At 51.0% G+C, this 21,973-nt stretch carries 23 protein-coding genes; 7 read left to right on the top strand and 16 right to left on the bottom strand.

The genetic code is table 11. The annotated features are described in order from the left end of the window. Positions 1 to 323 precede the first annotated feature (323 nt). From NZD86_RS05995 to NZD86_RS05980, 4 genes are read left to right on the top strand one after another with little or no spacing between them, the layout of a single operon-like run. Positions 324 to 1,034: a FadR/GntR family transcriptional regulator gene (locus tag NZD86_RS05995; RefSeq protein WP_268045585.1), complete on the top strand. Its 711-nt coding sequence runs from the start codon at positions 324 to 326 to the stop codon at positions 1,032 to 1,034. Continuing rightward, the gene (locus tag NZD86_RS05990) at positions 1,031 to 1,777 is read left to right on the top strand and encodes a (Fe-S)-binding protein (RefSeq protein WP_268045584.1); all 747 of its coding nucleotides are present in this window, start codon (positions 1,031 to 1,033) and stop codon (positions 1,775 to 1,777) included. Before NZD86_RS05995 ends, NZD86_RS05990 begins: the two co-directional genes overlap by 4 nt. Next, complete coding sequence (locus NZD86_RS05985; protein WP_268045583.1) at positions 1,777 to 3,207, top strand: LutB/LldF family L-lactate oxidation iron-sulfur protein; 1,431 nt, start codon at positions 1,777 to 1,779, stop codon at positions 3,205 to 3,207. The genes NZD86_RS05990 and NZD86_RS05985 overlap by 1 nt, the downstream gene beginning before the upstream one ends. Next, the gene (locus tag NZD86_RS05980) at positions 3,200 to 3,883 is read left to right on the top strand and encodes a LutC/YkgG family protein (protein WP_268045582.1); all 684 of its coding nucleotides are present in this window, start codon (positions 3,200 to 3,202) and stop codon (positions 3,881 to 3,883) included. Before NZD86_RS05985 ends, NZD86_RS05980 begins: the two co-directional genes overlap by 8 nt. A gap of 311 nt (positions 3,884 to 4,194) precedes the next feature. Here the strand turns inward: NZD86_RS05980 and NZD86_RS05975 are convergent, their stop codons facing one another. The 6 genes from NZD86_RS05975 to NZD86_RS05950 form a co-directional block, all read right to left on the bottom strand. After that, positions 4,195 to 4,836 (bottom strand): bifunctional 4-hydroxy-2-oxoglutarate aldolase/2-dehydro-3-deoxy-phosphogluconate aldolase, encoded by a 642-nt coding sequence (locus tag NZD86_RS05975; protein ID WP_268045581.1) that lies wholly within the window; start codon positions 4,834 to 4,836, stop codon positions 4,195 to 4,197. A 43-nt stretch (positions 4,837 to 4,879) separates the two neighbouring features. Beyond that, entirely contained in the window at positions 4,880 to 6,226 is a 1,347-nt protein-coding gene (locus NZD86_RS05970) for an MFS transporter (protein ID WP_268045580.1), read from the bottom strand. Then, positions 6,223 to 6,489: a hypothetical protein gene (locus NZD86_RS05965; RefSeq protein ID WP_268045579.1), complete on the bottom strand. Its 267-nt coding sequence runs from the start codon at positions 6,487 to 6,489 to the stop codon at positions 6,223 to 6,225. Before NZD86_RS05965 ends, NZD86_RS05970 begins: the two co-directional genes overlap by 4 nt. A 91-nt stretch (positions 6,490 to 6,580) precedes the next feature. Further along, a complete protein-coding gene (locus tag NZD86_RS05960; protein WP_268045578.1) occupies positions 6,581 to 7,450 on the bottom strand; it encodes an MBL fold metallo-hydrolase in 870 nt (289 codons plus the stop codon). A gap of 15 nt (positions 7,451 to 7,465) precedes the next feature. Further along, positions 7,466 to 8,614 (bottom strand): galactonate dehydratase, encoded by a 1,149-nt coding sequence (gene dgoD / locus NZD86_RS05955; RefSeq protein WP_268045577.1) that lies wholly within the window; start codon positions 8,612 to 8,614, stop codon positions 7,466 to 7,468. Between the two features lie 14 nt (positions 8,615 to 8,628). Next, positions 8,629 to 9,576, bottom strand: a complete 948-nt coding sequence (locus NZD86_RS05950; RefSeq protein WP_268045575.1) for a sugar kinase — start codon at positions 9,574 to 9,576, stop codon at positions 8,629 to 8,631. Positions 9,577 to 9,822: 246 nt separating this feature from the next. Between NZD86_RS05950 and NZD86_RS05945 the strand changes: the two genes are divergently transcribed. Together NZD86_RS05945 and NZD86_RS05940 are read left to right on the top strand one after the other, a co-directional pair. Continuing rightward, the gene (locus NZD86_RS05945; protein WP_268045574.1) at positions 9,823 to 11,067 is read left to right on the top strand and encodes an IS4 family transposase; all 1,245 of its coding nucleotides are present in this window, start codon (positions 9,823 to 9,825) and stop codon (positions 11,065 to 11,067) included. Positions 11,068 to 11,309: 242 nt separating this feature from the next. Further along, on the top strand, positions 11,310 to 12,077 hold the full coding sequence (locus NZD86_RS05940; protein WP_268045572.1) for an IclR family transcriptional regulator: 768 nt from the start codon (positions 11,310 to 11,312) through the stop codon (positions 12,075 to 12,077). A gap of 108 nt (positions 12,078 to 12,185) precedes the next feature. Here NZD86_RS05940 and NZD86_RS05935 read toward each other — a convergent pair whose 3' ends face one another. From NZD86_RS05935 to NZD86_RS05925, 3 genes are read right to left on the bottom strand one after another with little or no spacing between them, the layout of a single operon-like run. Continuing rightward, positions 12,186 to 12,566: a hypothetical protein gene (locus tag NZD86_RS05935; protein ID WP_268045571.1), complete on the bottom strand. Its 381-nt coding sequence runs from the start codon at positions 12,564 to 12,566 to the stop codon at positions 12,186 to 12,188. 46 nt (positions 12,567 to 12,612) lie between these two features. Then, complete coding sequence (locus NZD86_RS05930; protein ID WP_268045570.1) at positions 12,613 to 13,590, bottom strand: alpha/beta hydrolase; 978 nt, start codon at positions 13,588 to 13,590, stop codon at positions 12,613 to 12,615. A 30-nt stretch (positions 13,591 to 13,620) separates the two neighbouring features. After that, positions 13,621 to 14,175 (bottom strand): TetR/AcrR family transcriptional regulator, encoded by a 555-nt coding sequence (locus NZD86_RS05925; protein WP_268045569.1) that lies wholly within the window; start codon positions 14,173 to 14,175, stop codon positions 13,621 to 13,623. Positions 14,176 to 14,380: 205 nt separating this feature from the next. Between NZD86_RS05925 and NZD86_RS05920 the strand changes: the two genes are divergently transcribed. Continuing rightward, a complete protein-coding gene (locus tag NZD86_RS05920) occupies positions 14,381 to 15,145 on the top strand; it encodes an SDR family oxidoreductase (protein ID WP_268045568.1) in 765 nt (254 codons plus the stop codon). 112 nt (positions 15,146 to 15,257) lie between these two features. On the opposite strand, the gene NZD86_RS05915 is transcribed toward NZD86_RS05920, so the two are convergent. The 7 genes from NZD86_RS05915 to NZD86_RS05885 form a co-directional block, all read right to left on the bottom strand. Continuing rightward, positions 15,258 to 15,830, bottom strand: a complete 573-nt coding sequence (locus tag NZD86_RS05915) for an HAD family hydrolase (protein WP_268046806.1) — start codon at positions 15,828 to 15,830, stop codon at positions 15,258 to 15,260. 268 nt (positions 15,831 to 16,098) lie between these two features. After that, a complete protein-coding gene (gene lepB, locus NZD86_RS05910; RefSeq protein ID WP_268046805.1) occupies positions 16,099 to 16,656 on the bottom strand; it encodes a signal peptidase I in 558 nt (185 codons plus the stop codon). Positions 16,657 to 17,210: 554 nt separating this feature from the next. Further along, entirely contained in the window at positions 17,211 to 18,719 is a 1,509-nt protein-coding gene (locus NZD86_RS05905; RefSeq protein ID WP_268045567.1) for an Ig-like domain-containing domain, read from the bottom strand. 82 nt (positions 18,720 to 18,801) lie between these two features. Continuing rightward, positions 18,802 to 19,077, bottom strand: a complete 276-nt coding sequence (locus NZD86_RS05900) for a hypothetical protein (RefSeq protein WP_268045566.1) — start codon at positions 19,075 to 19,077, stop codon at positions 18,802 to 18,804. Further along, positions 19,074 to 19,865, bottom strand: a complete 792-nt coding sequence (locus NZD86_RS05895) for an IclR family transcriptional regulator (protein ID WP_268045565.1) — start codon at positions 19,863 to 19,865, stop codon at positions 19,074 to 19,076. Before NZD86_RS05895 ends, NZD86_RS05900 begins: the two co-directional genes overlap by 4 nt. A 39-nt stretch (positions 19,866 to 19,904) precedes the next feature. Further along, complete coding sequence (locus NZD86_RS05890; protein WP_268045564.1) at positions 19,905 to 21,059, bottom strand: acyl-CoA dehydrogenase family protein; 1,155 nt, start codon at positions 21,057 to 21,059, stop codon at positions 19,905 to 19,907. Continuing rightward, a complete protein-coding gene (locus NZD86_RS05885) occupies positions 21,049 to 21,936 on the bottom strand; it encodes a 3-hydroxyacyl-CoA dehydrogenase family protein (protein WP_268045563.1) in 888 nt (295 codons plus the stop codon). The genes NZD86_RS05890 and NZD86_RS05885 overlap by 11 nt, the downstream gene beginning before the upstream one ends. Positions 21,937 to 21,973: the final 37 nt, after the last annotated feature.

Raw genomic sequence — 21,973 nt, 5'->3', positions numbered from 1 at the left:
AAAATTCTACGTCAACACAATTTTTGGCTAATAGTTTGAGAAGATGAGACATAAGAAAGTCGGATATTTTCCTATTTTATAGAGATTTCAGCCGTGATCGAGAAATGTTCCGTTGCCGGACGGCATTTGTGCCAGTCAACAGGTGATCGATGACTAGTCCAGATTTTGTCGAACGCTACCGCATAAATACCACACAAATCAACACGTCGTTTGTTAACGCGCACTCCCAGTTTGTAGTTGATTCTCCCGACAATCCAATGATATCCTTTAGTCATCAGATGACTTAAACATCGTGCCTATCTACATTTTCGGGAGGACTGCGTGTGTCCCTTACCCCCGTGCAACAGTCAAAAACATATGAACTGGTCATAGACCGTATCAAACAAGCGATTCTGGATGGATCGTTCCCACCTGGCAGTCGTTTGCCTTCAGTGAAATCGCTTTCTGATACGCTCGGTGTAGGTCAAGCGGCAGTTCGTGAAGCAATTAGTGCACTCCGTGTCCTCAACCTCGTTGATGTTCGTCAGGGTGACGGCACGTTTGTAGCACAGTTGGATACGCGATCCATCGCCCAAAGCATCGCCAGACGAGAAGCAATGGCACAGGCGGACGTACACGCTTTATTGGAACTGCGGATGTGGATTGAAACGGGTGCCTGTCGGTATGCGGCTGAGCGACGGCTGGATAGCCATCTCGTGGAAATGAGCGACATCATTGACAGGATGGACCGCGATCTCGGCAATGCACAACTCGGTGAGGAAGCCGATTGGGCGTTTCACTACGCGATTGCCAAAGCTTCGCACAACCCGTACATGCAGACCCTGATGGAGACCGTGTCCGAGCGTATTCAGGGTGCGCTGCTCGCCAGTCGCTTGGCGCTCTATCGAATTCCTGGTGAAGACGAGCGCCTCGTTCAGCAACACAAAGCGATTTATGATGCCATCAAGCAGCGCGATAGTACGTCCGCCATGAAAGCCATGCAAGATCACCTTTTACACGTATCGTCCCAACTCAGAGGAGGCGAAGTGATTTGAAAGTCAGCCTGTTCATCACCTGCATCGTTGACAGTGTGTTTCCCAACGTAGGTGTCGCGATGACACGAATTCTCCAAGCTCACGGCTGTGAAGTGGTCTTTCCCCCAGAGCAAACATGCTGTGGTCAGCCGTCATTTAACAGCGGCTATACGGACGCGTCCCGAGAAGTGGGAAAGACGCTCCTTCGTGCGTTCGATGATGCTGATGTTGTGGTCAGCCCATCGGGATCGTGTGTTGGCATGATCCGTCACTATTACCCGGAACTGTTCAAGGATAGCCCGGAGTGGCGTGAGAAAGCGGAAGCGCTCGCCAGCAAAACATATGAATTCTCTCAATTTCTTGTCAATGTTCTCAAAGTGGAAGACGTCGGGGCGAGATTCCCCCACACGGTTACATACCATCCTTCTTGCCACGGATCGCGACTGCTTGGCGTCAAGGATGAGCCGCTGCAGTTGTTACAACGTGTCCGAGATGTAACCCTTGTCGATCTCCCCTACGCACGCGATTGCTGCGGCTTTGGCGGCACGTTTTCCGTGAAAATGGGCGATATCTCCGGTGCGATGGTAGATGAAAAGGCACGTCACGTCGTGGAGACGGAGGCCGACGTGCTTGTTGGGACAGACATGGGTTGTCTCATGAACATCGGCGGGCGATTGACACGCGAAGGAAAGAGCATTCGCGTCATGCACCTCGCGGAGTTGCTATACGAGGGACTCCAGTACCAAGAGGAGGTTCTGGCATAATGGAGGGTACATCGGTGCAAACCACCGTGATCGACAGGGCCCAGCACGCCCTACAGGACGAGTTTCTGCGGAAAGCTGTGCGATTTACGACGGATCGACTGCGGAATAAGAAGCAAACGGTGACCGAGTCATTCGGCAACTGGGAAGCCTGGCGCGAGCGCGGCGAAGCGATTCGGGCACACACCATCGCCAATTTGGATGCGTATCTGGCAACATTCGCCGACAACCTCGAATCCCTCGGCACCCACGTTCACTTCGCGACGGACGCATCGGAAGCGGTTGCCGCCATTCGCGGGATCGCGCAGGAAAAGAACGCCCGTAAGGTGGTCAAGTCAAAATCCATGGTTTCGGAAGAAGTCCACATCAATCATCACCTGGAAGCGGACGGCCTGAAAGCCGTCGAGACCGATCTCGGCGAATACATCATCCAACTCGCAAACGAGACCCCGTCGCATATTATCATCCCGGCCATTCACAAAAACCGCGCTCAAATTCGCGACCTATTCGAAGCTGACGGGGGACAAAACCTATCGACGGAAACGCCTGACTTAACTGCCTTCGCGAGACAAAAGCTGCGCGAGGAGTTTCTCTCGGCGGACATCGGCATCACGGGCTGCAACTTTGGTATTGCGGAGACCGGATCGATTGTTTTGTTTACGAATGAAGGAAACGCCGACATGGTCGTGAACCTGCCCAAGACACACATCGTCATCATGGGCATGGAGCGGATCCTGCCGACCCTCGCCGACCTGGAAGTCATGGCCCACTTGCTGCCGAAAAGTGCCACCGGACAAAACGTCATCACCTACATGTCGATGGTTACGGGCCCCAAACGCCCATCCGATCACGATGGCGCCCACGACATGCACGTCATCATTCTCGACAACGGCCGCTCCCGCCAACTTGGCGACCCACAGTTTCAATCCGTGCTCAACTGCATCCGCTGCGGCGCGTGCCTCAACGTGTGCCCCGTCTATCGGCAAATTGGCGGCCACGCCTACGGTTCCGTCTACCCAGGCCCCATCGGCGCCGTGCTCTCGCCGCTGCTCAACGACGGCGATAAGTACAGTGACTTGCCGTATGCGTCGAGTCTGTGCGGCGCCTGTTACGAAGCTTGTCCTGTGCGAATTCCGCTCCACGACATGCTGGTGCACCAGCGGCAGCGACTCGTTGAAAGCGGCCACGGCAAACCAACGGAACGTCTGGCTTTCAACGGTTACCGCCGTATCTTTGGCAAGGCGAGCCGATATCGCTTCGCCGTTCGCATGGCGCGGACTTTCCAGGGCCCTATGGTGACTGACGGAAAAATCAAGGCGAAAATCGGTCCACTTACGGGTTGGACGAAAACTCGTGACTTTCCTGGGGTGCCGAAACAATCATTCCGAGACCTGTGGCCATCCATCGAAAAGCGGGGTGCTGACCATGAATAAGGCTGATTTTCTCGCGAACATCTCAAGCCGCTTGGGGCGACAGACGAATGACCCGCCGAGCCCGCGACAGGTGGCGGGCGTGCCGGAATTTTGGGCGGATCGCGTTCTGGATGCACCCGAACTGACGGCTCGGTTCGTCGAGAGCTTTGCGGGTCTTGGGGGCGAGATCGAATGCTTTGACTCCGAGTCGGCCCTCGTCGACCGCATCGACTCATTTTTGACCGAACTTGCACCAACACGTGTCGGCGCGTGGGGACAACGTGCGAATTGGTCTGTCAACGTGGAGCGCGTTCTTGAGAAATGGGACGCACTGCGCTGGGACCAAACGACACCTCAGGAATTCGCCAACGTCCAGGTAAGCGTCACCGGCTGCACCTACGCAATCGCGGACACTGGAACCATCGTCATGACAAGCAGTGAGTCCCAAGGGCGCGGCACACACGTGCTGCCGCTGGTTCACCTGGTGGTCATGACGGGGGACCAAATTCGCTTGCGGCTGGGTGAAGTATTCCATCTTCTCACGGAGAATGCTGCGTCGGCGGGCGGATCACTACCGGCATACACTCACTTCGTCAGCGGGCCCAGCCGATCGTCAGACATCGAAAATGATCAAAGCATCGGCGTACACGGCCCCGCGCGAGTTGTCGTATTCCTGTTGACGCGGGATGCTGGGTGAGGCTGTCAGAGTAGCACGTCGCGGCGGCGGCGCGGTGGCGTCACGGTGGAAAGGGCGGGATCGTACGGTGGGGGGCGGTTGGGTCCCGCGGTGGCCAGGGAGCTTGGGCTGCGGTCCCTGGGCGCGAAGGCCCTACTAGTGTTTGCCGATCCTAAACAGGGTCCGACTGGGCGCTGCCTGAGCGGCACGCGCCTTAGGACCAAACCCAAACATAGCCCCTTGCCTGTGAACCTTTCCGGATGACCCTCAAATATCTTTGCAGCAGTGCCTTGCTAGCGTCACCCGTACGCGCCACTCTATAGGCCGCCGGTTTACTTCCTGAAGTCCCGGTACAACTCCACAAACGCCTGGGCCTTTTTCGCGATAACGTCATAATCCTCGCGATCAACCGCTGCCTTGTCAATGAGGCTGCCGCCCAAACCGAGCGCGACAACGCCCGCGTCTAGCAACTCCCGGGCATTGTCAAGGGAAACCCCACCGACCCCCATCAGAGGGATGTAAGACAATGGTCCCCGTACTTCCTTGATATATCGCGCACCGAGCGTACCGGCTGGGAAAACTTTCACGAAAGCCGCCCCCGCTTGATACGCTTTGTAAATCTCCGTCGGAGTCATCGCCCCTGCCATGACCGGAATACCCGCCTTCACCCCGATGTCGATGACATGCTCGTCCACGTTCGGTGTGACGAAGAACTCCGCACCACGCTCTTTTGCGATGAGGGCATGTTGCTCATTCAGGACAGTTCCTGCACCAACGCTCATTGTGTCCCCAAATTTTTCCCGCAACGACTCAATGGCGTCAAGCGCCCCATCGGTATTGAGCGTCACTTCTACCAGACGCACTCCCCCTTGGTAAAGGGCTTGTACGAGATGAGTCATTTTGTTCTCACTAATCCCACGGATAATCGCAACGACGCCTGTGTCTTGAAGTCGCGATAAAATTACGTCACTCATCAGATGACCTCCATTTTGTCCATTTTGATTGACAAAACCCACATTAAATGTGTCCGTGCTGAGCTTCAGCACTTGCTATACCTTTGCGCTTCGCCGCGGATTTCGCGTCCTTTGTAAAAAGTTGCAGCACCATGGCGACCACTGCGGCTGCCGCAGCAACGAAGAACCCAGCGACGTAACCACTAGAAGTACTCCATCCACCTGCCGCTTGAATGAGCCACCCCTCCAGTGGTGCGGCTGGGACACTTCCAAGAAAGACGAGCATCAGCAAGAAGCCCATCGCGGATCCAGCGGCTTTTGGAGCGTGGTCGGCCATCATTGCATACTGAACCGGGAACACTGCATTGAGACCAAGTCCCCAGACTAGTAAGATGACCCACATCATGGCGACGCTATGAATCTGGGTCAACAAGAGAATGGAAACAGCATACCAAATTGCGAGAATGACCAATGTATTCTTGCGACCGAGATAGTCTGAGATGTATCCCCAAATCAGCTGGCCGAGCCAACCAGTGATATATGGAACGACACCAATGATGGCCGCATAAGCGGGACTTTTACCCATAACAAAGGCCAAGTATGGCGACAGGAACCAGAGACCCATCGTTTGTGCGAAGTTAATGAGCGCAGCACTAAATACGGTTAACAGCACGTGACGGTTGGCAAGTGCACTCTTCGTCAGTGCCCACTGTTCAGATGCGCCCATTTTTACAGGTGCTTCGTCCTCCGGTGCTGTAAGGCCGTTTGAACGCGCGAATGCGTTGACTTGACCATATGTGTGTTGATTGGCGAACATCCACAAGGCGACGGCCAGCAAGTACCCAATTAGTGGCGTGATGAGGAAGATATAGCGCCAGTTCTCCCCTCCAAAAGCAGCTAGAATCCACGCACAAACTGCACCACCAGCCAATGCACCGACAGGATAACCCGTATGGTGTAGGCCAAGAGCAAATCCCCTATCCTCCGGTGCCCAGTATTCCGCGCACTGCGCAACGTTAGTAGCTTCTGCGCCGCCCGCAGCACCGAGGCCAAGCACACGCCACAGGATGAATTGCCACCAATGCATACTCGTGGCCCGAATACCAATGAAAATCGAAACGGTTGTAAAAATGACCATGTACCACACTTGCGTGATTTTACGCCGCCACCCACGGCCAATTCGATCCGATAAAATTCCCGCCGGCAACGCAATCAGAGCATAAGCTAGGAACACAGCCGAGATCATCGCACTCCACGCACCGGGAGATAGATGCCATTCTTTCACAATCTCGGGCTGTACACGGTACATAATTTCGCGATCATTCGCGTTCATCATCCACAAAAACCACGTCAAGGCGAGCATTCCCCAGCTTGCTTTCGCTGCCCGCGGTAACCGAAATTTTGATTTCACAATGACACCCCCGCATCTGCTTTTGTCGCTGTTCTTTGTACATAACGCCGCAAGGTTGCCCGCCGACGCATCAAGCCAACGGTTGCATAAATGGCGGCAAGCAAGCCGGCACCTACACCGAACGCGAGAGCACGAGTCGTACCGTGGGGCCATTCAGCCCAGGCGACCATTGCCCCAACGATCACAGAACCAACAAGAAAAATAAAGTATTCATAGAATAGATTCCGCGCTGTGTAAGTCTGTCGTGGTGACTGTGACTGCATTTGTGTGCCTCCTTCTGATCGGATAGTTAAGCGTTTTCCTCGCACGTACAGTAAAACCGCGGTTTCCTCTTGTCGAACCAATTGAAATCCTTTAGGACAAGTAGATGAAGCGCTCGCCGACTGTTGACATGTGGAACTTTAAATTGCGGTGATGATGGAACAAGTAGTCGACGAAATGTGCTGGATTATCCCGATTGTTCGGGAACATATCATAGTGATTCGGCAACAACATGTCAGCGCCGATCTCAACGGCGAAATCAACCGCTTCCCTCGCGGTCATGTTGCCGACGATACCGCGTCGGGACCTGGCATAATCTCCTCCATTGATCGGCAACATGGCGATATGCGGCTTCACAGCCTTCATCGTTTGCACCAGTTCATCGGTTACAATCGTGTCGCCACTGTGGTACACGCGAATGCCGTTCATGCTGACAACGTAACCGAGATAGAGGTGGTCACCAGACGAATCCGTTTCGTACTCCGTGTGTGCAGCGGCCACCGGGAGAATCTCCACATCACCAGTGTGAATCGTTTGGCCCGCGTGGGCCAAAATGATAGCGTCGTCCGAGATGCCAATGTCCCGTAACATGCCAACGTGTGGGGCTGGGATAATGAACCGCGTGCCTGGCGACGCCTTATGAAGCGGGCCGATGGTGCTTAAGTCTAGATGATCGTCGTGATGATGCGTGAGAAGCACCATTGCGACCCCAGCCAGATCCTCCGGGGCGAGTGGCGCGTCATATTCTCGCACAAACTCGGTGCCAGGCTGATTGGTTTCGATGGCTCGGGTGAGATAAGGGTCTATCACAATGGTCGGAAGCTGCTTCCCACCATCACGTGATTCCCCTTTCAAGAGTACCCCTGCCTGCCCTAGGTTCCATAGTGCAACTGCATTTGCAGGGACAACTGTATTACGAATGTCATCTACCAACGCTTCACAATGGCGATATCTTTTAACCATCTCCGGTTCCCCCTCTCACCATTCGGCAACCGTGCCGTCATCATTCCGCCAAACAGGATTCTTCCAATTGTGGCCTTCCTCAGCAGCCTTCCGAACGTACGCTTCATTCACTTCAATACCCAGGCCGGGTTGGCTTGGTAAAGCAACAAAGCCATCTTCGTACTTGAACACCTCCGGGTCGGCCAAGTAGTCGAGCAAGTCGTTCGTCTTGTTGTAGTGAATCCCGAGACTTTGTTCTTGAATGAACACGTTGGGCGTGCATGCGTCGATCTGCAAGCACGAGGCGAGTGCAATGGGTCCAAGTGGGCAGTGAGGCGCAACGGCGACGTCATACGCTTCGGCCATGGCAGAAATTTTCTTGCATTCCGAGATGCCGCCTGCGTGCGACAAGTCAGGTTGAATGATGTCCACATAACCTTCTTCTAGCAGCTTTTTGAAGTCCCAACGCGTGTACATGCGTTCCCCTGTCGCGATAGGTGTCGAAGTGTGCATCGCGATGTCACGGAGTGCCTCGTTGTTCTCAGACAACACTGGTTCTTCAATAAACATCAAGTTGAATGGGGACAGTTCTTTTGCAAGAATTTTGGCCATTGGCTTGTGGATACGTCCATGGAAATCCACGGCAATGCCAAAATCCCGACCGACTGCATCGCGAACGGCCTGAACCCGTTCCAAGACGGCATCCACTTTTACGTAGGAATCAATGAAGTGCATTTCTTCCGATGCGTTCATCTTGATGGCCGTGAAGCCAAGGTTCTTCTTTTCACGCGCAGCTGCGCCTACGTCGGAGGGTCTGTCCCCACCGATCCATGAATAGACACGCACCTTGTCACGTGCTCTCCCACCAAGGAACTCATAGACCGGTAGGTTGTAGCGTTTCCCCTTCAAATCCCAAAGCGCCTGGTCGATCCCGGCAATTGCACTCATGAGCACCGGACCTCCGCGATAGAATCCTGCACGATATAGTACTTGCCATATGTCTTCAATACGGTTCGGGTCTTGACCAACAATGTAGTCTTCCATTTCCTTCACCGCCGCCTCAACCGCAGCAGCATGGCCTTCCACGACCGGTTCACCCCAACCCGTTAGACCATCATCCGTCGTCAGCTTGAGAAACAGCCACCGTGGTGGAACCAAGAACAACTCCATGCTTGAAATTTTCACTGGTCATGTCCCCTTCAACGATTTACGATTTTTGACTTACCTGTCATAAATGCCATCAACTCTCGACGTCTTGGGAGCGTCTCATAATCTCCCTTGCCACAGACCGCCATTGCACCTAGTGCACAGGCTCGTCGCACTGAATCGTCGGTTTTTAAGTTATCGAGAAGTCCAGATAAGAGTCCTGCGGCGAACGCGTCACCAGCCCCGACTTCGTCGACAAGGGTCACTTCGAAACCGTCCACGTAACCGCGTTCATGAACGGTTTGATAATAGGCACCCTGTGGTCCAAGCTTGACCACAACCAACTCGCACCCCCGAGATAAGAACCAGTCAGCAATCCCTTCCGGAGTGGTTTGCCCGGTTAGGACTTTTCCTTCGTCTAGCCCAGGCAAAACGATATCCGCATATGTCGCAAGTTCGTGGAGTACCGGAATAGCCTCATCAATAGACCAAAGTTTGTAGCGAATGTTTGGGTCAAATGAGATCCGAATTTCTTGACGACGGGCCTCTTCCAATAAACTGACCAAGGTTTTCCGATTGACTAGGCTGAGCGCGGGCGTCACCCCTGTCACGTGAAAAACTCGTGCATCATGCAACAACGATCGATCAACGTCCTCGTTCCGAATCTCACTCGCCGCGGAATTCTCGCGATAATACTGCACGCTTGTTCCGTAAAAGGGGGACGTCTCTTTGAAAAATACACCCGTCGAACGAGATTCATCGATCACCACACGAGATACATCGACACCCTCACCTCGAAGCGTTTTCAGAATGTATCGTCCAAATCCATCGGCCCCAACTTTACTTAACCAAGATACATGGTGCCCCAGTCGAGCTAGTGCAATGGACACGTTTGATTCCGCTCCTGCGAGGTGTTTCGTGAAAGTAACCGCTTGCTCCAGCGAGCCGCTGTCATCGGGCGTCAGCAAGACCATCGTCTCTCCGATGGTTACGACATCCACGTGTTCACCCCCTCGTCGCTTTAATTAGTTTTGTTTCCATATGAGAAACATTGTTTCTTGTTTGTCTATGCGATAACACTAGCATTGCATAAAGGAATTTAGGATTTGTCAAGTGCTTCAAGTTGTCAGAATGAATAGACGCAATGTTTGGAAGGTTCATGATTTAGACAACCACTGACATGAAAAATCTCCTTAGAATAAGAGGTACAGGTAGTCCTGTCCGACTCTCTACTAAGGAGACTAGGCATGGACAAGGATACCACAAAATCTGTGTTTGCGGAATATGTTCTTCCGCTGAACGTCAGTTCCATATTGCAGGAATTAGATCATCTCAAGCTCGATCGGTACGTCAAGAAGCTCGGCGTTATTCCATTCATTAGGCTCATCGTCTTCGCCCAGGTCAACCAGATCCCGTCCCTGACGGATATCAGTTTAGAGCTGGAAGCCAATGAATCCCTTCAGAAGGAATTGGCGCTGGATTCTATTAGTGCCTCACAGTTATCCAGGAAGTTGCGGGAAACTCCTTCAACATTTTTGGATTTCGTTTTCCGTCAATGCGTTGAACAGATTACGCGTCAGGTCGGCATAAAGCGAGCGAATGAGAAGCTCAGACGGATTAACCTGGTTGACTCATCAACCATTTCAATGTGTCTCTCGCAGTATCCATGGGCAGAGTTTCGCAGGACCAAAGCCGGTGTGAAATTGCACTTGCGTTTGGTGTTTCTAGACCACCAAGTCGCGCCGGACAAGGTGATTCTCACACCTGCCAAACCTGCAGACAAAACGCAGATGGATGCGTTGGTGGTCGTGGAGCCCGATGCGCTCAACGTCTTCGACCGTGGCTATGTGGATTACCGAAAGTTCGATGCGTACTGTGCAAACAAAACAAAGTTTGTCACGCGGCTCAAAGACAACGCGGTCATTCACGAAGTCATTGAGGAACGAACCGTGCCGGACGATTCACCAGTCACCAGAGAAGCCTTGGTGCGCTTGGGGAGTTACCCAAATTACGTTATGAAGTACACCCTGCGGTTGATTGAAACCACGGACAGTGAAGGCAAGCGCGTCGTGATTCTGACGAACGACATGGCGATGGATGCGGAGCAAATCTGCGACGTGTATCGAAAGCGTTGGCAAATCGAGTTGTTTTTTAAATGGGTCAAGCAACATCTCGTACTCAAGCGGCTCTACGGCAAGAGTGAAAATGCCGTGTATAACCAACTGCTGATTGCGCTGATTACATACTGCCTGTTGATTCTTATACAGGCGAAGGTGTCCCATAACGGCAAGCTGCTCGACGTCTACAAATGTTTACGTCTTTACTGGGAGCGAAGCTTTTCGGAGTTTGTGAAGGCGTTGTACAAGAGCCCAGGTCGAACATCCAAGGGCAGACGACGATGCAAGGTGGACAACATCTTCGAGCAAACGGTGCGGCAGTACATAGACGGTGAAACGGAGCATCTCGAGACCGTGACCTACGACCTAATATAAAAATTCCTTATTATGGATATTGGGACTACCTGACACAGGAGTACTGACTTTTTAGACCATAAGCCGCTGAAATTAAAAATCTGAGTGTTCAGACCTGGTGTCCAGACCGTGGTGTGCCTCACTTGACAAGCTCAGAGAAGTTTTATGCAATGCTAGTGATGCGATAATATAAAACAGACGACAAAATTACACAAGGGCACATTTTATGATGTTCCTGATTTCGTTCGACAGAAGGTGACAATTTGCTTAGAAAGACACACGAGTCTTCACCGTACGGGACCGCCATCTTGAAGGGCGTGGATATACTGAAATACTTAGCCGAACAGCCTGTTGCCACAGGTGTAAGTCGAATTGCCCGCGATCTCGGAATGAACCGGGCAACCGTTTTCAAACTCCTCGAGACATTACAGTTGGTTGGCTTTGTTCACAAGAGAGAAAGCGATTCCACATATTCCTTGGGACCGGGCCTGGCTCGCCTGGCACACCGAGCCTATGAACAATTAGATATCACCACCATCGCTCAGCCGTCCTTGGAACGATTGAATAACCAAACCAAAGAGACGGTTCACCTGGGCATCGAAGACGAAAACATGGTTGTGTATGTTTCGAAGTTGGAGAGCAAGCAGGCTGTACGCATGCACTCGCGGGTGGGGAACGCTTCGCCCCTGTATTGTACAGGGATCGGCAAAGCGATCATGTCTACGTGGGACGACGAAAAAGTACACACGTACCTGCGCGAACGGGAGTTAAAGCAGTACACGCCAAACACAATCACGGACGCGAACACGTTATTGAAGGTGTTACAAGATATCCGAATCAATGGTTATGCCATGGACAATAGCGAACACGAAATGGAGGTCCGTTGCATTGCGGCACCACTGTACAAAGACGGTATTCTGTACGGCGCGTTTAGTGTCACCGCGCCGACTTATCGAATGGATGACGGCACGGTGCAGCGTTATATTCCGCTTGTGAAATCATGTCAGACAGAAATTTTAGCAAAGTTGTAGACCGAACTAAGAAGCACTGGATGCGCACGGCCGTATTTCCCATACGCGGTCCAATCAATGGGCATGAACGTCTGGTTATCTCCAGGGATTGTCCGGGGCACAGAATCCCTAACGATCACGCTTCCGAAGCCTAAAAGCAGACCAAGTGTCATCGAGAGATATCAGCGACACACCCTGGTACCCAGCATCCTGCAGTAACTCCCAACCGTGGTCTCGACTGATATCCGACTTGATCTTAGACGTCTTCTTAGGGTATGCGACCCAGAATAGCGCGTCTTCCTTCAAATGAGATACCACGGGCACTGCATATGTACCCAACTCCGCTTGTGAATGGGCAAAGATCAATACAAAATCGAAACTGCCTTCCAAATCGTTGACGATCTCAATATCGTCCGGTAATTCCTCAGTGGGGAAAATGAAGTCTTTTGGCGCGTTGACTATCGTCATACGATAACCCGGCTTAATAAGTAGTTTCTTCACTAATGGCATGACGGTACCTCTCCTCTAAATACTTGATGAATTTAATTTCCTTGATTTAATGTCTTTGTTCAGCAAAGTAGTGATCAACCGCATACTTAAATGAACTTACAAAAAACGAAATCGCCCTTTTACTGACCTCAGCCTTGGGACATATGATATCGAAACCGTGATAACAACCTTCGTACATTTCAAAGTCAACAGGAACACCAGCTTGCCTTAAATTCTCTACGTACTGAATCGTTTCATCTCGGAATGGCTCTAAATCACCCACAAATGTGACCGTTGGTGGAAGATTGCTGTAATCCTTCGCCCTTGCCGGAGCCGCATAGCCAGGCACATCCTTCTCGTACAAGTCACCTAGGTACAATTTCCAAGCCCACCTGTTTGAGTTGGAGTCCCAAGCCGGTGCATTGTTGTCTATTGATGATTCCGTGATCATTCTGTCGTCTATCATCGGATAAAGTGGCATTTGAAATGCGATTTGCACTTCAGCCATATCCCTTGCATAAAGCGTTAGTGCAGCGGTTAGTCCGCCGCCAGCACTTTCCCCGCCCACCATGAGTTGATCATCACGAATTCCAAGTTCTTTTGCATGCTCTTTCATCCATAACAGAGCATCGTAACAATCCTGTAAGGCTGCCGGATAGGGCGCCTCAATGGACAACCGGTAATCAGGAGCGACAATGACGCAATCGCTCTCAGCAATGAGTCTCTTATATGTCACTGCACTCATTTCGGGATTCCCCATTGCATAGCCTCCACCATGAATCCAAAGGACACCGGGAACATGGCTTTTTGGATGGAGAGGTTTATACATACGAATTCTCAGTTTGGAACCGTCATTCGCGCGAGAAATCCATTCTTCGGTGCAGGTTAATCCCTCTATGTTTTTCCCTTTCGTCCTGCTCATCATCTTCTTATTGGTGTGCATGGATTTCACGAATTTCTCTTCAGCAGATTTACGGACTAATATATTAATGATCTTCCCCCTCGTTCTTAATTGTCTGTCAATCATCTTATTCGTAATTCTCATGTTGACCCCCACCTTCCAAGCAAACTTTTGTCATTCGAAATGTCCCATAGGAAACAAACTTACACGCGTAAGCCACAAACTCATTTCCTCGACTGACTCCTTCATACCAGTCTGCAACCAGTAAATGATTAACCCAACAATTCCATTTGAACCGAACGCGGCTTCTGATGGGCTAGTTGAATATCGAAGTATTTCAGTACTAATACATTGGGTGACATGTTCCCGAAAATCCCTTTCAACTAACATCGTTCGATAGAGCGCTGCGTATTTCTGAACATGTTTGAACAGCGTAACAGCAGAAGTAATAGGCCTCTTAGAGTTGTTATAATCACGTAATGCAGACTCGAACGTAAATGTCGGGTTTCTTACGGACTCAGCAAGTTGTTTCAACAGTTCGTCTCCCATGTATGCGAATATGTCTTGTTTGTCACGAAAATGCAGATAAAACGTCGAACGATTTACCTCAGCTTTCCGAACGATTTCCCGGACGGTGACAGCGTCATAACCTTCGTCGACGATCAGTTCGATCAAAGCATCAATAAGTAGTCGCCGTGTCCGAAACACTCGTGGATCAACACTATTCATTTCAACATCCCTTAGGAATTCTTATTTTATAGACATCTCATCAGGCTACTGTCTACTAAACAACAGTAGAATCACATGTTGCTGATTGAACACATTTGTGGTCCATTATAATCTGATTTATAGACACTATGTCGTCTATTTTGTACTTCAACTTGCAGACAAATGGTTCAATCATTTCAAAAATATGAACTGGAGGCACACCCAAATGAAATTACACAACAAGGTTGCAGTGATAACGGGCGCTGGTTCAGGAATGGGAAAGGAAATCGCTAAGCTGTTTTCCCAGGAGGGCGCTAAGGTCGTATTGGCGGATATTGCAGAAGGTCCATTAAACGATGTTGTGAAGCAGATAACAGAATCCGGCGGTAAAGCGACTGGTGTCGTGGCAAATGTAGTTAAAGAAGAAGACATTCAAAACCTCATTAATATCGCGGTCGATACATTTGGGTCACTCGATGTCCTTGTAAACAACGCAGGCATCATGGACAAAATGACTGCCGCTGCCGATGTCACAGACGAGTTGTGGGAACGCGTCTTCGCAGTCAATGTGAACGGTCCAATGCGAGCGATTAGGAAGGCTCTTCCGATTATGATAAAACAAGGTCATGGCGTTATCATCAATACGGCTTCAGTTGGTGGCTTATTCGGCTCGCGCGCAGGCGCTGCTTATACTGCCTCTAAACACGCAGTTGTGGGACTTACAAAAAACGTTGGATTTCAATACGCGAACCTTGGAATTCGGTGCAATGCCATTGCCCCAGGTGGTGTTGAAACAAACATCGGTGCAGATATGGCAGACATAGATATGTCTGCACTAGGTATGCAGCGAGCTATGGTAGGCATGGGCGTGAATCCACGTACAGGACAACCAAACGAAATTGCAAAAGTGGCATTATTCTTGGCATCCGATGACGCTAGCTTTGTGAATGGAACAGTTATCACGGCTGACGCTGGATGGACGGCGTATTAACGTTACGAAACAGTCGATGTTTCGCGAATGAACTGAGGGGGTCTATAAGACTTCCTCAGTTTTGTATCCTGACGACAACCTAGTAGTTCTGTCGTTGACGGGTCCCTCAGGTTCACAGAAGTCTTAACAAATTCCTTAATTCCTTGACGTCCGTCATCATATAGTCGTCGAATTTATATTGAAAACTCTTTGGTGAGACAGATGGAAGCCAATCCACTCGAATGGACGGCACGTTCGCCCGCCTTCCAGCCTCGATGTCTGCATCACTATCCCCGATCATGAGCATATCTTGTGGTTGAGAACCAAGTTCTTTCATGATGATATGTAGCCCTTGAGGGTCAGGCTTTAGTTGGGTGACATCGTCACCTGAAATGAGTACGTCAAACAAGCCGTTAAGCCCTAATTGATCAAGTGAAATATCTAGGCTACGGCGACCCTTTCCAGTAAAAATTGCGATTTGATACCCTGCTTTCTTCACGTCCACAAGCAAATCATGCAACGGAATGAACGGTCGTACGTACTCATTGTGCTTCTCTTGGTAAACATGACAGTAGTACGAAATTGCATTCGCGATGTTCGCCTGATTCATTAGGTTTTGCTCAATCATTCCGACTTCCGAAGGCCCAAACATTTCTTGAATTCTTTCTTCTGGTAACTCACGTCCATCGTATGTGCTGCCTTTTATCCCTTCGACTCTTTATTTTTTTCATTGAATCTACTCTTTCTTGTACGAAGTATGTTGTACGCGTGTCAAAAACGGGATTGTTACACGATCTATGATGTTAAACATAGCCTTCAACGGGAATTATAGAGTGGTGGTTTTGAAACGTGGTGGAAAGGATATGGTCATTGTGTGATTTCCTTTACAACATCGCGAGCCTGGGTCTGGCGCTCCTTCGAGTCCGATACAATGGAAGAACCGTGGGGAATCCACGGTTCTTCAGTACTCAGTATTAACTATTCGAACCGCTCAGACTCTGTGAGATGCTGCTCATTTTGTTGAGCGGATATAGTACAAATTGTGCCTCACCAACAATGGCGGAACGAGAAACATATTTGTGTACCCACATACGGCTATCGTCTGATGGTGGCCGATTGTCACCAAGCATGAAGTAATGTCCAGCCGGCACTTTCCATGTCCCGGTTTCAATTCCGTTTGACCGAGCAATGTTGGGGTTTGATTCGTTCAATGGTTTACCGTTTATGTAGACCTGATTTGCTGTTACTTTGACCGTATCCCCTGGAAGGCCAATAACCCGCTTTACGTACAGCTTGGATGGATCATCTGGGAAATGAAACACAACGACTTCTCCCCGATAAATCTGTTGACCAAACTCAGTCGCCATCTTATTGTCTAAAATCAGAGCAAAATTCGACGGGCTTACCCCTGGAATTGTGGGATACATAGAGGAAGAGGGAACTACATTTGCTTGAACAACACATGTTTTTATACCCAGTGCAACAACAACACCGATCACAATTGGAAGAACCCAACTAACAAATTTCCTCAACTGACTCAAGCGTTGTTCACCCTTTCACTAAAATCATAACCTAAGTTTTTTAAGATTGATACGGTGAATTTTCACAGTACCACCTGTACGCGATAGAGGCCTCCACGTCTTGTGACGCCATTGAAGGTGTGTTTGTTACAATAGAATGCAAACTCACGCATCAATTGGGTCCTCGAGGAGGATGATTGTCGTGTTTTACGTTGGAACGATTCTGTTTTCTTACATACCGGTGTTAGTTCTGTTGGTCGTAATAGGCGGCGTTATTGTACTTGTAAAGAAGAATAAAGAGAGGACTCGCCAACTGAAGGACATATCCCGCAAGCTAGACGAAATTCAGAGAGACCTGAACAAAATAATAAATTCTGTCAACACTCGTAAATAACAAGGCTGGAATTCGAATATGGTCCGCCAACTCTATACAGTTCAACTAAACGATCAAGAAAAAAGAGACTTCGCACCGCACTCTTGAATAGCGCCAAGAGCTGCGAGCGAAGTCAGCTTTATACCTATTCCCAGGAATTCCAAAGGTCCCCGGATTTAATAACTGGTTTCCCTTACCGTGTTGCAGTTACCGTAGTACCACCGACTAACGTGTTGCCCGCTGCATCTGCGGTCTTCGGGGTGTCGGAAGTTGTCACCGTAACCGTGCCGGTAGCCGTATCACTGCTATTCATCGTAATCGTTGTGCCCTGTGGCAACGCATGTTGATTTAGCAGATAGTTGGCCGGGTTTGTAGCCGAGGCCGATCCGGCTGCTGCCCCACCACGGACCGCTTCGGAGAATGTCAACGTGATGGTCTGACTGTTGTCTTTATTCACGGCTACATCTGCGGTGTTGATGGTCGGCGGAGTCGTAGAGGCTGGGACCGTCACTTGGGTCGTAAATGACTCGTTCCCCTTTTGGGCAATCGTGTCAGACTTCACCGTGTCGGCTGCGAACGTGATCGAGTAGGAACCTTGCGCAAGTCCCGTGATGTCAACAGATGTGTCATCCTTGCTGACGTTATTGACGGAAAACGTGGTGACGGGTGCACCTGTTTTGTTGTCAATGACGGTGATGTGGCCCTTCAATCCGGATGCTGCAAGCAACGCCTTGTTGAAGTTGACCACCGCTTCGGACTTGGCTGTGTCGTATTGCGCACTGACCAAAGCCGGTGCAGTCGTATCCTCACTAAGGGTAACATCTTGACTGTACTGGTTGCCGATGTGATCCAGCACATCTTTAAATCCTTTGAACGTGACATTCAACGCTGCTGTCGTATTCCCACCGCTGAACACGGAGTTAGGCAATGTGATCACGAAGGTTTGACCGTCCGATGTTGTAATGTTTGAAGGAGCCACAGCGCTTCCGCTCTTCGTGACCGTCAAACCTAGGTCTGAAGCCAACGTGGAAGCATTGGCGTCCTTCGTGTAGTTCACAGGTTCGTTGAATGTAACTGTCAAAACGGCTTCGCCCGTGGCAGAAAGTGACGTGACCGAAGGTGCTTGTGCGACTGGAATGGTGTAGTTAAAGGTACCTTGGTACAACGACATCGTGTTGCCAACCAGATCCTGTGCATTCGAGATAATGACCTGATGCGTCGTCCCATTTGTGAGGCCGGTTGGAAGTAAATCCTTGGACACAGTCACCGTGTTGCCCGAAACGCTGATTCCCGAGTCCACTTTGCTCCCGTCGATCACGATCGTCGGTGTCACACCCTCAGACAACGGTTCACTGTACTGTACTTTCAAATCGCCGTTTGCCGCTGCCGAGATCGACGCGATGGTCGGTGCTGTGTGATCCGCAAAGTAGAAACCCGTTACGGAGTCCGTATCAGATGCCAAAGTATCTCCTGCTGTATCTTTGAGCCCCTTGCTAATGGTGAGCGCGAAACCCTTGTCGTTCGAGAGAGCCGTACCCAAGGTCAACGTGACGGATTGTCCGTCAGCGCTCACAGTTGCCGAAGTGATCGCGGCATCGCCGGATAGTGAATAATTGGACGTGAGCGACGCAGAGGTCTTATCAACCGGGCGTGTGAAGTTTACAACGACGTGCTTGGCATCTACTGGAGTGACATTCTTCACACCGAATTTTGCAACGGGTGCAGAGATATTCAGACCTTGCGAAGCGTCCCAGCTACCATTTACGCCAATAGCAGCTAGAATTTCATTTTCGTAGAAGTGGAAAGTACGTGGTTTGAACGGCGTTCTTGCCGCCGGCGGGATCGAGATGGGAGAAGGTGTTGATTTTCTTCACGGTGACACCGTTGATGACGATGCTCGTGTTACCTGTACCGACGCCACCTGCGATTTTCGATGCGTCAACGCTGGGAGCCGTAATCGACCAGGTGTGTGTGTTTCCGTCCCAAGAAGTCTTGAAGCCGGTGCCCAGGGCATTAATGGCATTAGGAACCGAACCGGCGTCTGCTGGGCGCACGGTCATACTCGCCGCTCCATCGGCGCACGGCGCTGATAGCCGTACCATTCCGACAGTCTCTCCGATGCATCTAGGAGAACGCGCACCGTCCTTGTTTCGATCTCTTCCGAAATCTGCGATGTCACCATCAAACCGGCTAATACAAGTTCGACGGTCCCAAATTTGTTGAAAATCGGGACCGCGATAGACGAAAACCCAGGTGTTAACTCCCCGTGGGATACGGTGTAACCCAACTGACGTGTGTCGCGAAGCCGCTCCAGAAACACATTGCCGTCAACAACCGTGTCATCCGTATACCGGGGAAGCCCCTTGGCAATCAGTTCATGCCACCGTGCTTCGTCGTCGTAAGCGAGAAAACAGCGGCCAAATGCGGCGCCGATGTCCGGAAACTGCTGGCCAACTGAGACGGTGATGCGCACGTCCTCCCGTGGTGGCTCGGCAGAGGCAATGTATATCAGCTTGCCATTCCGAAGCCTTTCGACGAGCACACATGTGAAGCCGGTTTGCTCGGCGATGGTGGGCAACTCGGTGATGGCGGAGGAGACGAGATCGACCAGTTCGGATGCCCGGTTGCCAAGGGGTATCAAGTACGGTCCAAGGCTATACTTGCGCGTCTCTCCGTCATAGCGGATGAAGTCCTCCCGCTCAAGCGTCCGCAAGACGCGTAAGCAGGTTGTTTTGTTCATCTCGAGTTTGGCTGCAATTTCCGTAAGCGAGCAGGCTTTGTATTTGTACCGGCTGAGCAGCTTGAGAATTTTCGCCGCCAATTCAACCGACGGAACATGATAGTCCATTCGCACTGCCCCCCTTCGACTAACGTTCACAAGATTACCCTATTTCAGCCCGTACTCCTTGCGCAATTGTGAAACAATAATGTTTTTCTGAATTTCCGATGTGCCCTCATAGATGCGCGTGATGCGTGCGTCCCGATAGAAGCGCTCAATTGGGTACTCCGCGATGTAGCCCACGCCCCCGTGAATTTGGACAGCTTTGTCAGCAACCCGATTATACACTTCCGATCCGTACAACTTCAGCATAGCCGCTTCCTTAATGACATTCATACCTTGGTCAGTCATCCACGCCACACGGTACATCATCCAGCGCAGCGTTTCAATTTCGAGGGCCATGTCGGCTAAGTAGTGCTGGATCACTTGCTGGTCCAGGATGGGATGCCCAAACTGTTCGCGTTCCGCTGCGTAGCGAATGGATCGGTCCAACAAGTACTGCGACGATCCCAGGCAACGCGCCGCCAGTCCAGCTCGTCCGTTGGCGAGGATCTTCAAGGCGTTGACATAGCCCGAACCTTCCGTTCCAAGCACGTTCTCTTCCGGCACTTCAAGGTCCTCAAAGTATAGCTGCGCAGTGTGCGAGCCGTGCAGGCCCATTTTCTTCTCGATGCTGCCCACGTGAAATCCGGGGAAGTCTCGCTCGACAATAAACGATGTGATGCCTTTCGCGCCCTTCGCCGGATCGGTGACGGCCATGACCGTGAACACTTTCGCATACGGAGCGTTCGTGATGTAGATTTTCTGACCGTTGAGGATGTACCTGTCACCCTTCTTGACGGCTGTGGTTGTCAGCGCCGCCGCATTCGATCCCGCCTGTGGCTCCGTCAAAGCAAACGCCCCGAGCCACTCGCCGGTCGCCATTTTCGGCAGATAGCGCCGTTTTTGCTCGTCGTTCGCCAAATCCACGATGCCGACGGAGCCAATGCCGTTGTGTGCGCCGATAATCGTCGTATAACCGTTGATGGTCTTTCCCATCTCTTCAAATAGAGCACACTTGCCGAGCATCGACAGGCCCATACCGCCGTACTCTTCGGGAATACTCAATCCGAATAAGCCCAGCTTCTTTGATTTGTCGAGGATGGCATCCGGAACGTGGTCCTCCTCCTCAATTTGCATGGCGACAGGTTCAACTTCATTTTCAATAAATTCGCGGATGGTTTCCTTCATCAATAGAAGTTCTTCTGGTAGATTAAAGTCCACGCTTCTCGCCTCCTGCTTCATACTCGTACCAACCCTTGCCGGTCTTGCGTCCCAATTCTCCCTTCTCGAACTTTTCAACGATGCTCTTGCGCGGCTTGTCTCGTTCATCCCCTGTCTCGTTATAACGCTCCAGCCGCACGTAGTAATTCACATCGATCCCGGTCAAGTCCATGAGAGCAAACGGCCCAATGGGATGATTCAATCCCTTCGTCACGGCCAAATCAATCTCTTCTGGAGAGGCAATGCCCGCCTCGTACAGGTCGATGGCTTCGTCCATGACCTTCCCGAGAATGCGATTGGCAAGAAATCCCGAGATCTCTTTGTTGAGAACGACTGGTGTCTTGCCGAGGGTGCGAACGAGATCGACCGTCGTATCGACCGTGGCCTGCGACGTTTCAGGGTTGCGGACCACTTCGACCAATTGCATGACCAGGGCCGGGTTGAAAAAGTGCATGTTGCATACTTTGTCAGGCCGATTGGTCACCTCTGCAAGTTTGGAACTGACAATGGTTGAACTGTTGGTAGCGAGAATCGTGTGGGCCGGTGTCAAGGAATCTAGTTTGCGGAACAAATCTTGCTTTGCATCCAACTTTTCAACGATGGCCTCTATGACAAAGTCCGTGCCAGAAACCGTTTTCGCTAAGTCCGGCGTAAACGTGAGCCGGGAAAATGCACCCTGTACAGCCGCTTCTGTGAGCCGCCCTTTCTCGATCCGCTTCTTCATCAACCCACTCAAATTGCCTTCAGCCCGCTCCAGCGCTGCCTCGTCCACATCCACAAGATGTACAGTGAGCCCAGCTAGGGCACAGACCATGGCGATCTGTGAACCCATCGCCCCAGACCCAACGACGGTCAAATTCCGAATTTCGTTTGCCATCTATTCGTCCTCCTCATCATGTGTGCTACTGACTAAC

This window comes from Alicyclobacillus dauci (genome assembly GCF_026651605.1).
Lineage (GTDB): Bacteria > Bacillota > Bacilli > Alicyclobacillales > Alicyclobacillaceae > Alicyclobacillus > Alicyclobacillus dauci.
The sequence above is the reverse complement of the archived record's forward strand: the minus strand, read 5'-3'. Positions and strand labels throughout refer to the sequence as shown.

What these genes read in the sequence shown, in the direction of transcription:
- NZD86_RS05945 (WP_268045574.1), top strand. Translation starts at nt 9,823, where the DNA reads ATGGACAAGGATACCACAAAATCTGTGTTTGCGGAATATGTTCTTCCG.
- NZD86_RS05935 (WP_268045571.1), bottom strand. Translation starts at nt 12,566, where the DNA reads ATGCCATTAGTGAAGAAACTACTTATTAAGCCGGGTTATCGTATGACG.
- NZD86_RS05975 (WP_268045581.1), bottom strand. Translation starts at nt 4,836, where the DNA reads ATGAGTGACGTAATTTTATCGCGACTTCAAGACACAGGCGTCGTTGCG.
- NZD86_RS05885 (WP_268045563.1), bottom strand. Translation starts at nt 21,936, where the DNA reads ATGGCAAACGAAATTCGGAATTTGACCGTCGTTGGGTCTGGGGCGATG.
- NZD86_RS05895 (WP_268045565.1), bottom strand. Translation starts at nt 19,865, where the DNA reads ATGGACTATCATGTTCCGTCGGTTGAATTGGCGGCGAAAATTCTCAAG.
- NZD86_RS05925 (WP_268045569.1), bottom strand. Translation starts at nt 14,175, where the DNA reads ATGAATAGTGTTGATCCACGAGTGTTTCGGACACGGCGACTACTTATT.
- NZD86_RS05960 (WP_268045578.1), bottom strand. Translation starts at nt 7,450, where the DNA reads ATGGTTAAAAGATATCGCCATTGTGAAGCGTTGGTAGATGACATTCGT.
- NZD86_RS05965 (WP_268045579.1), bottom strand. Translation starts at nt 6,489, where the DNA reads ATGCAGTCACAGTCACCACGACAGACTTACACAGCGCGGAATCTATTC.
- NZD86_RS05930 (WP_268045570.1), bottom strand. Translation starts at nt 13,590, where the DNA reads ATGAGAATTACGAATAAGATGATTGACAGACAATTAAGAACGAGGGGG.
- NZD86_RS05900 (WP_268045566.1), bottom strand. Translation starts at nt 19,077, where the DNA reads ATGACCGTGCGCCCAGCAGACGCCGGTTCGGTTCCTAATGCCATTAAT.
- NZD86_RS05980 (WP_268045582.1), top strand. Translation starts at nt 3,200, where the DNA reads ATGAATAAGGCTGATTTTCTCGCGAACATCTCAAGCCGCTTGGGGCGA.
- NZD86_RS05920 (WP_268045568.1), top strand. Translation starts at nt 14,381, where the DNA reads ATGAAATTACACAACAAGGTTGCAGTGATAACGGGCGCTGGTTCAGGA.
- NZD86_RS05985 (WP_268045583.1), top strand. Translation starts at nt 1,777, where the DNA reads ATGGAGGGTACATCGGTGCAAACCACCGTGATCGACAGGGCCCAGCAC.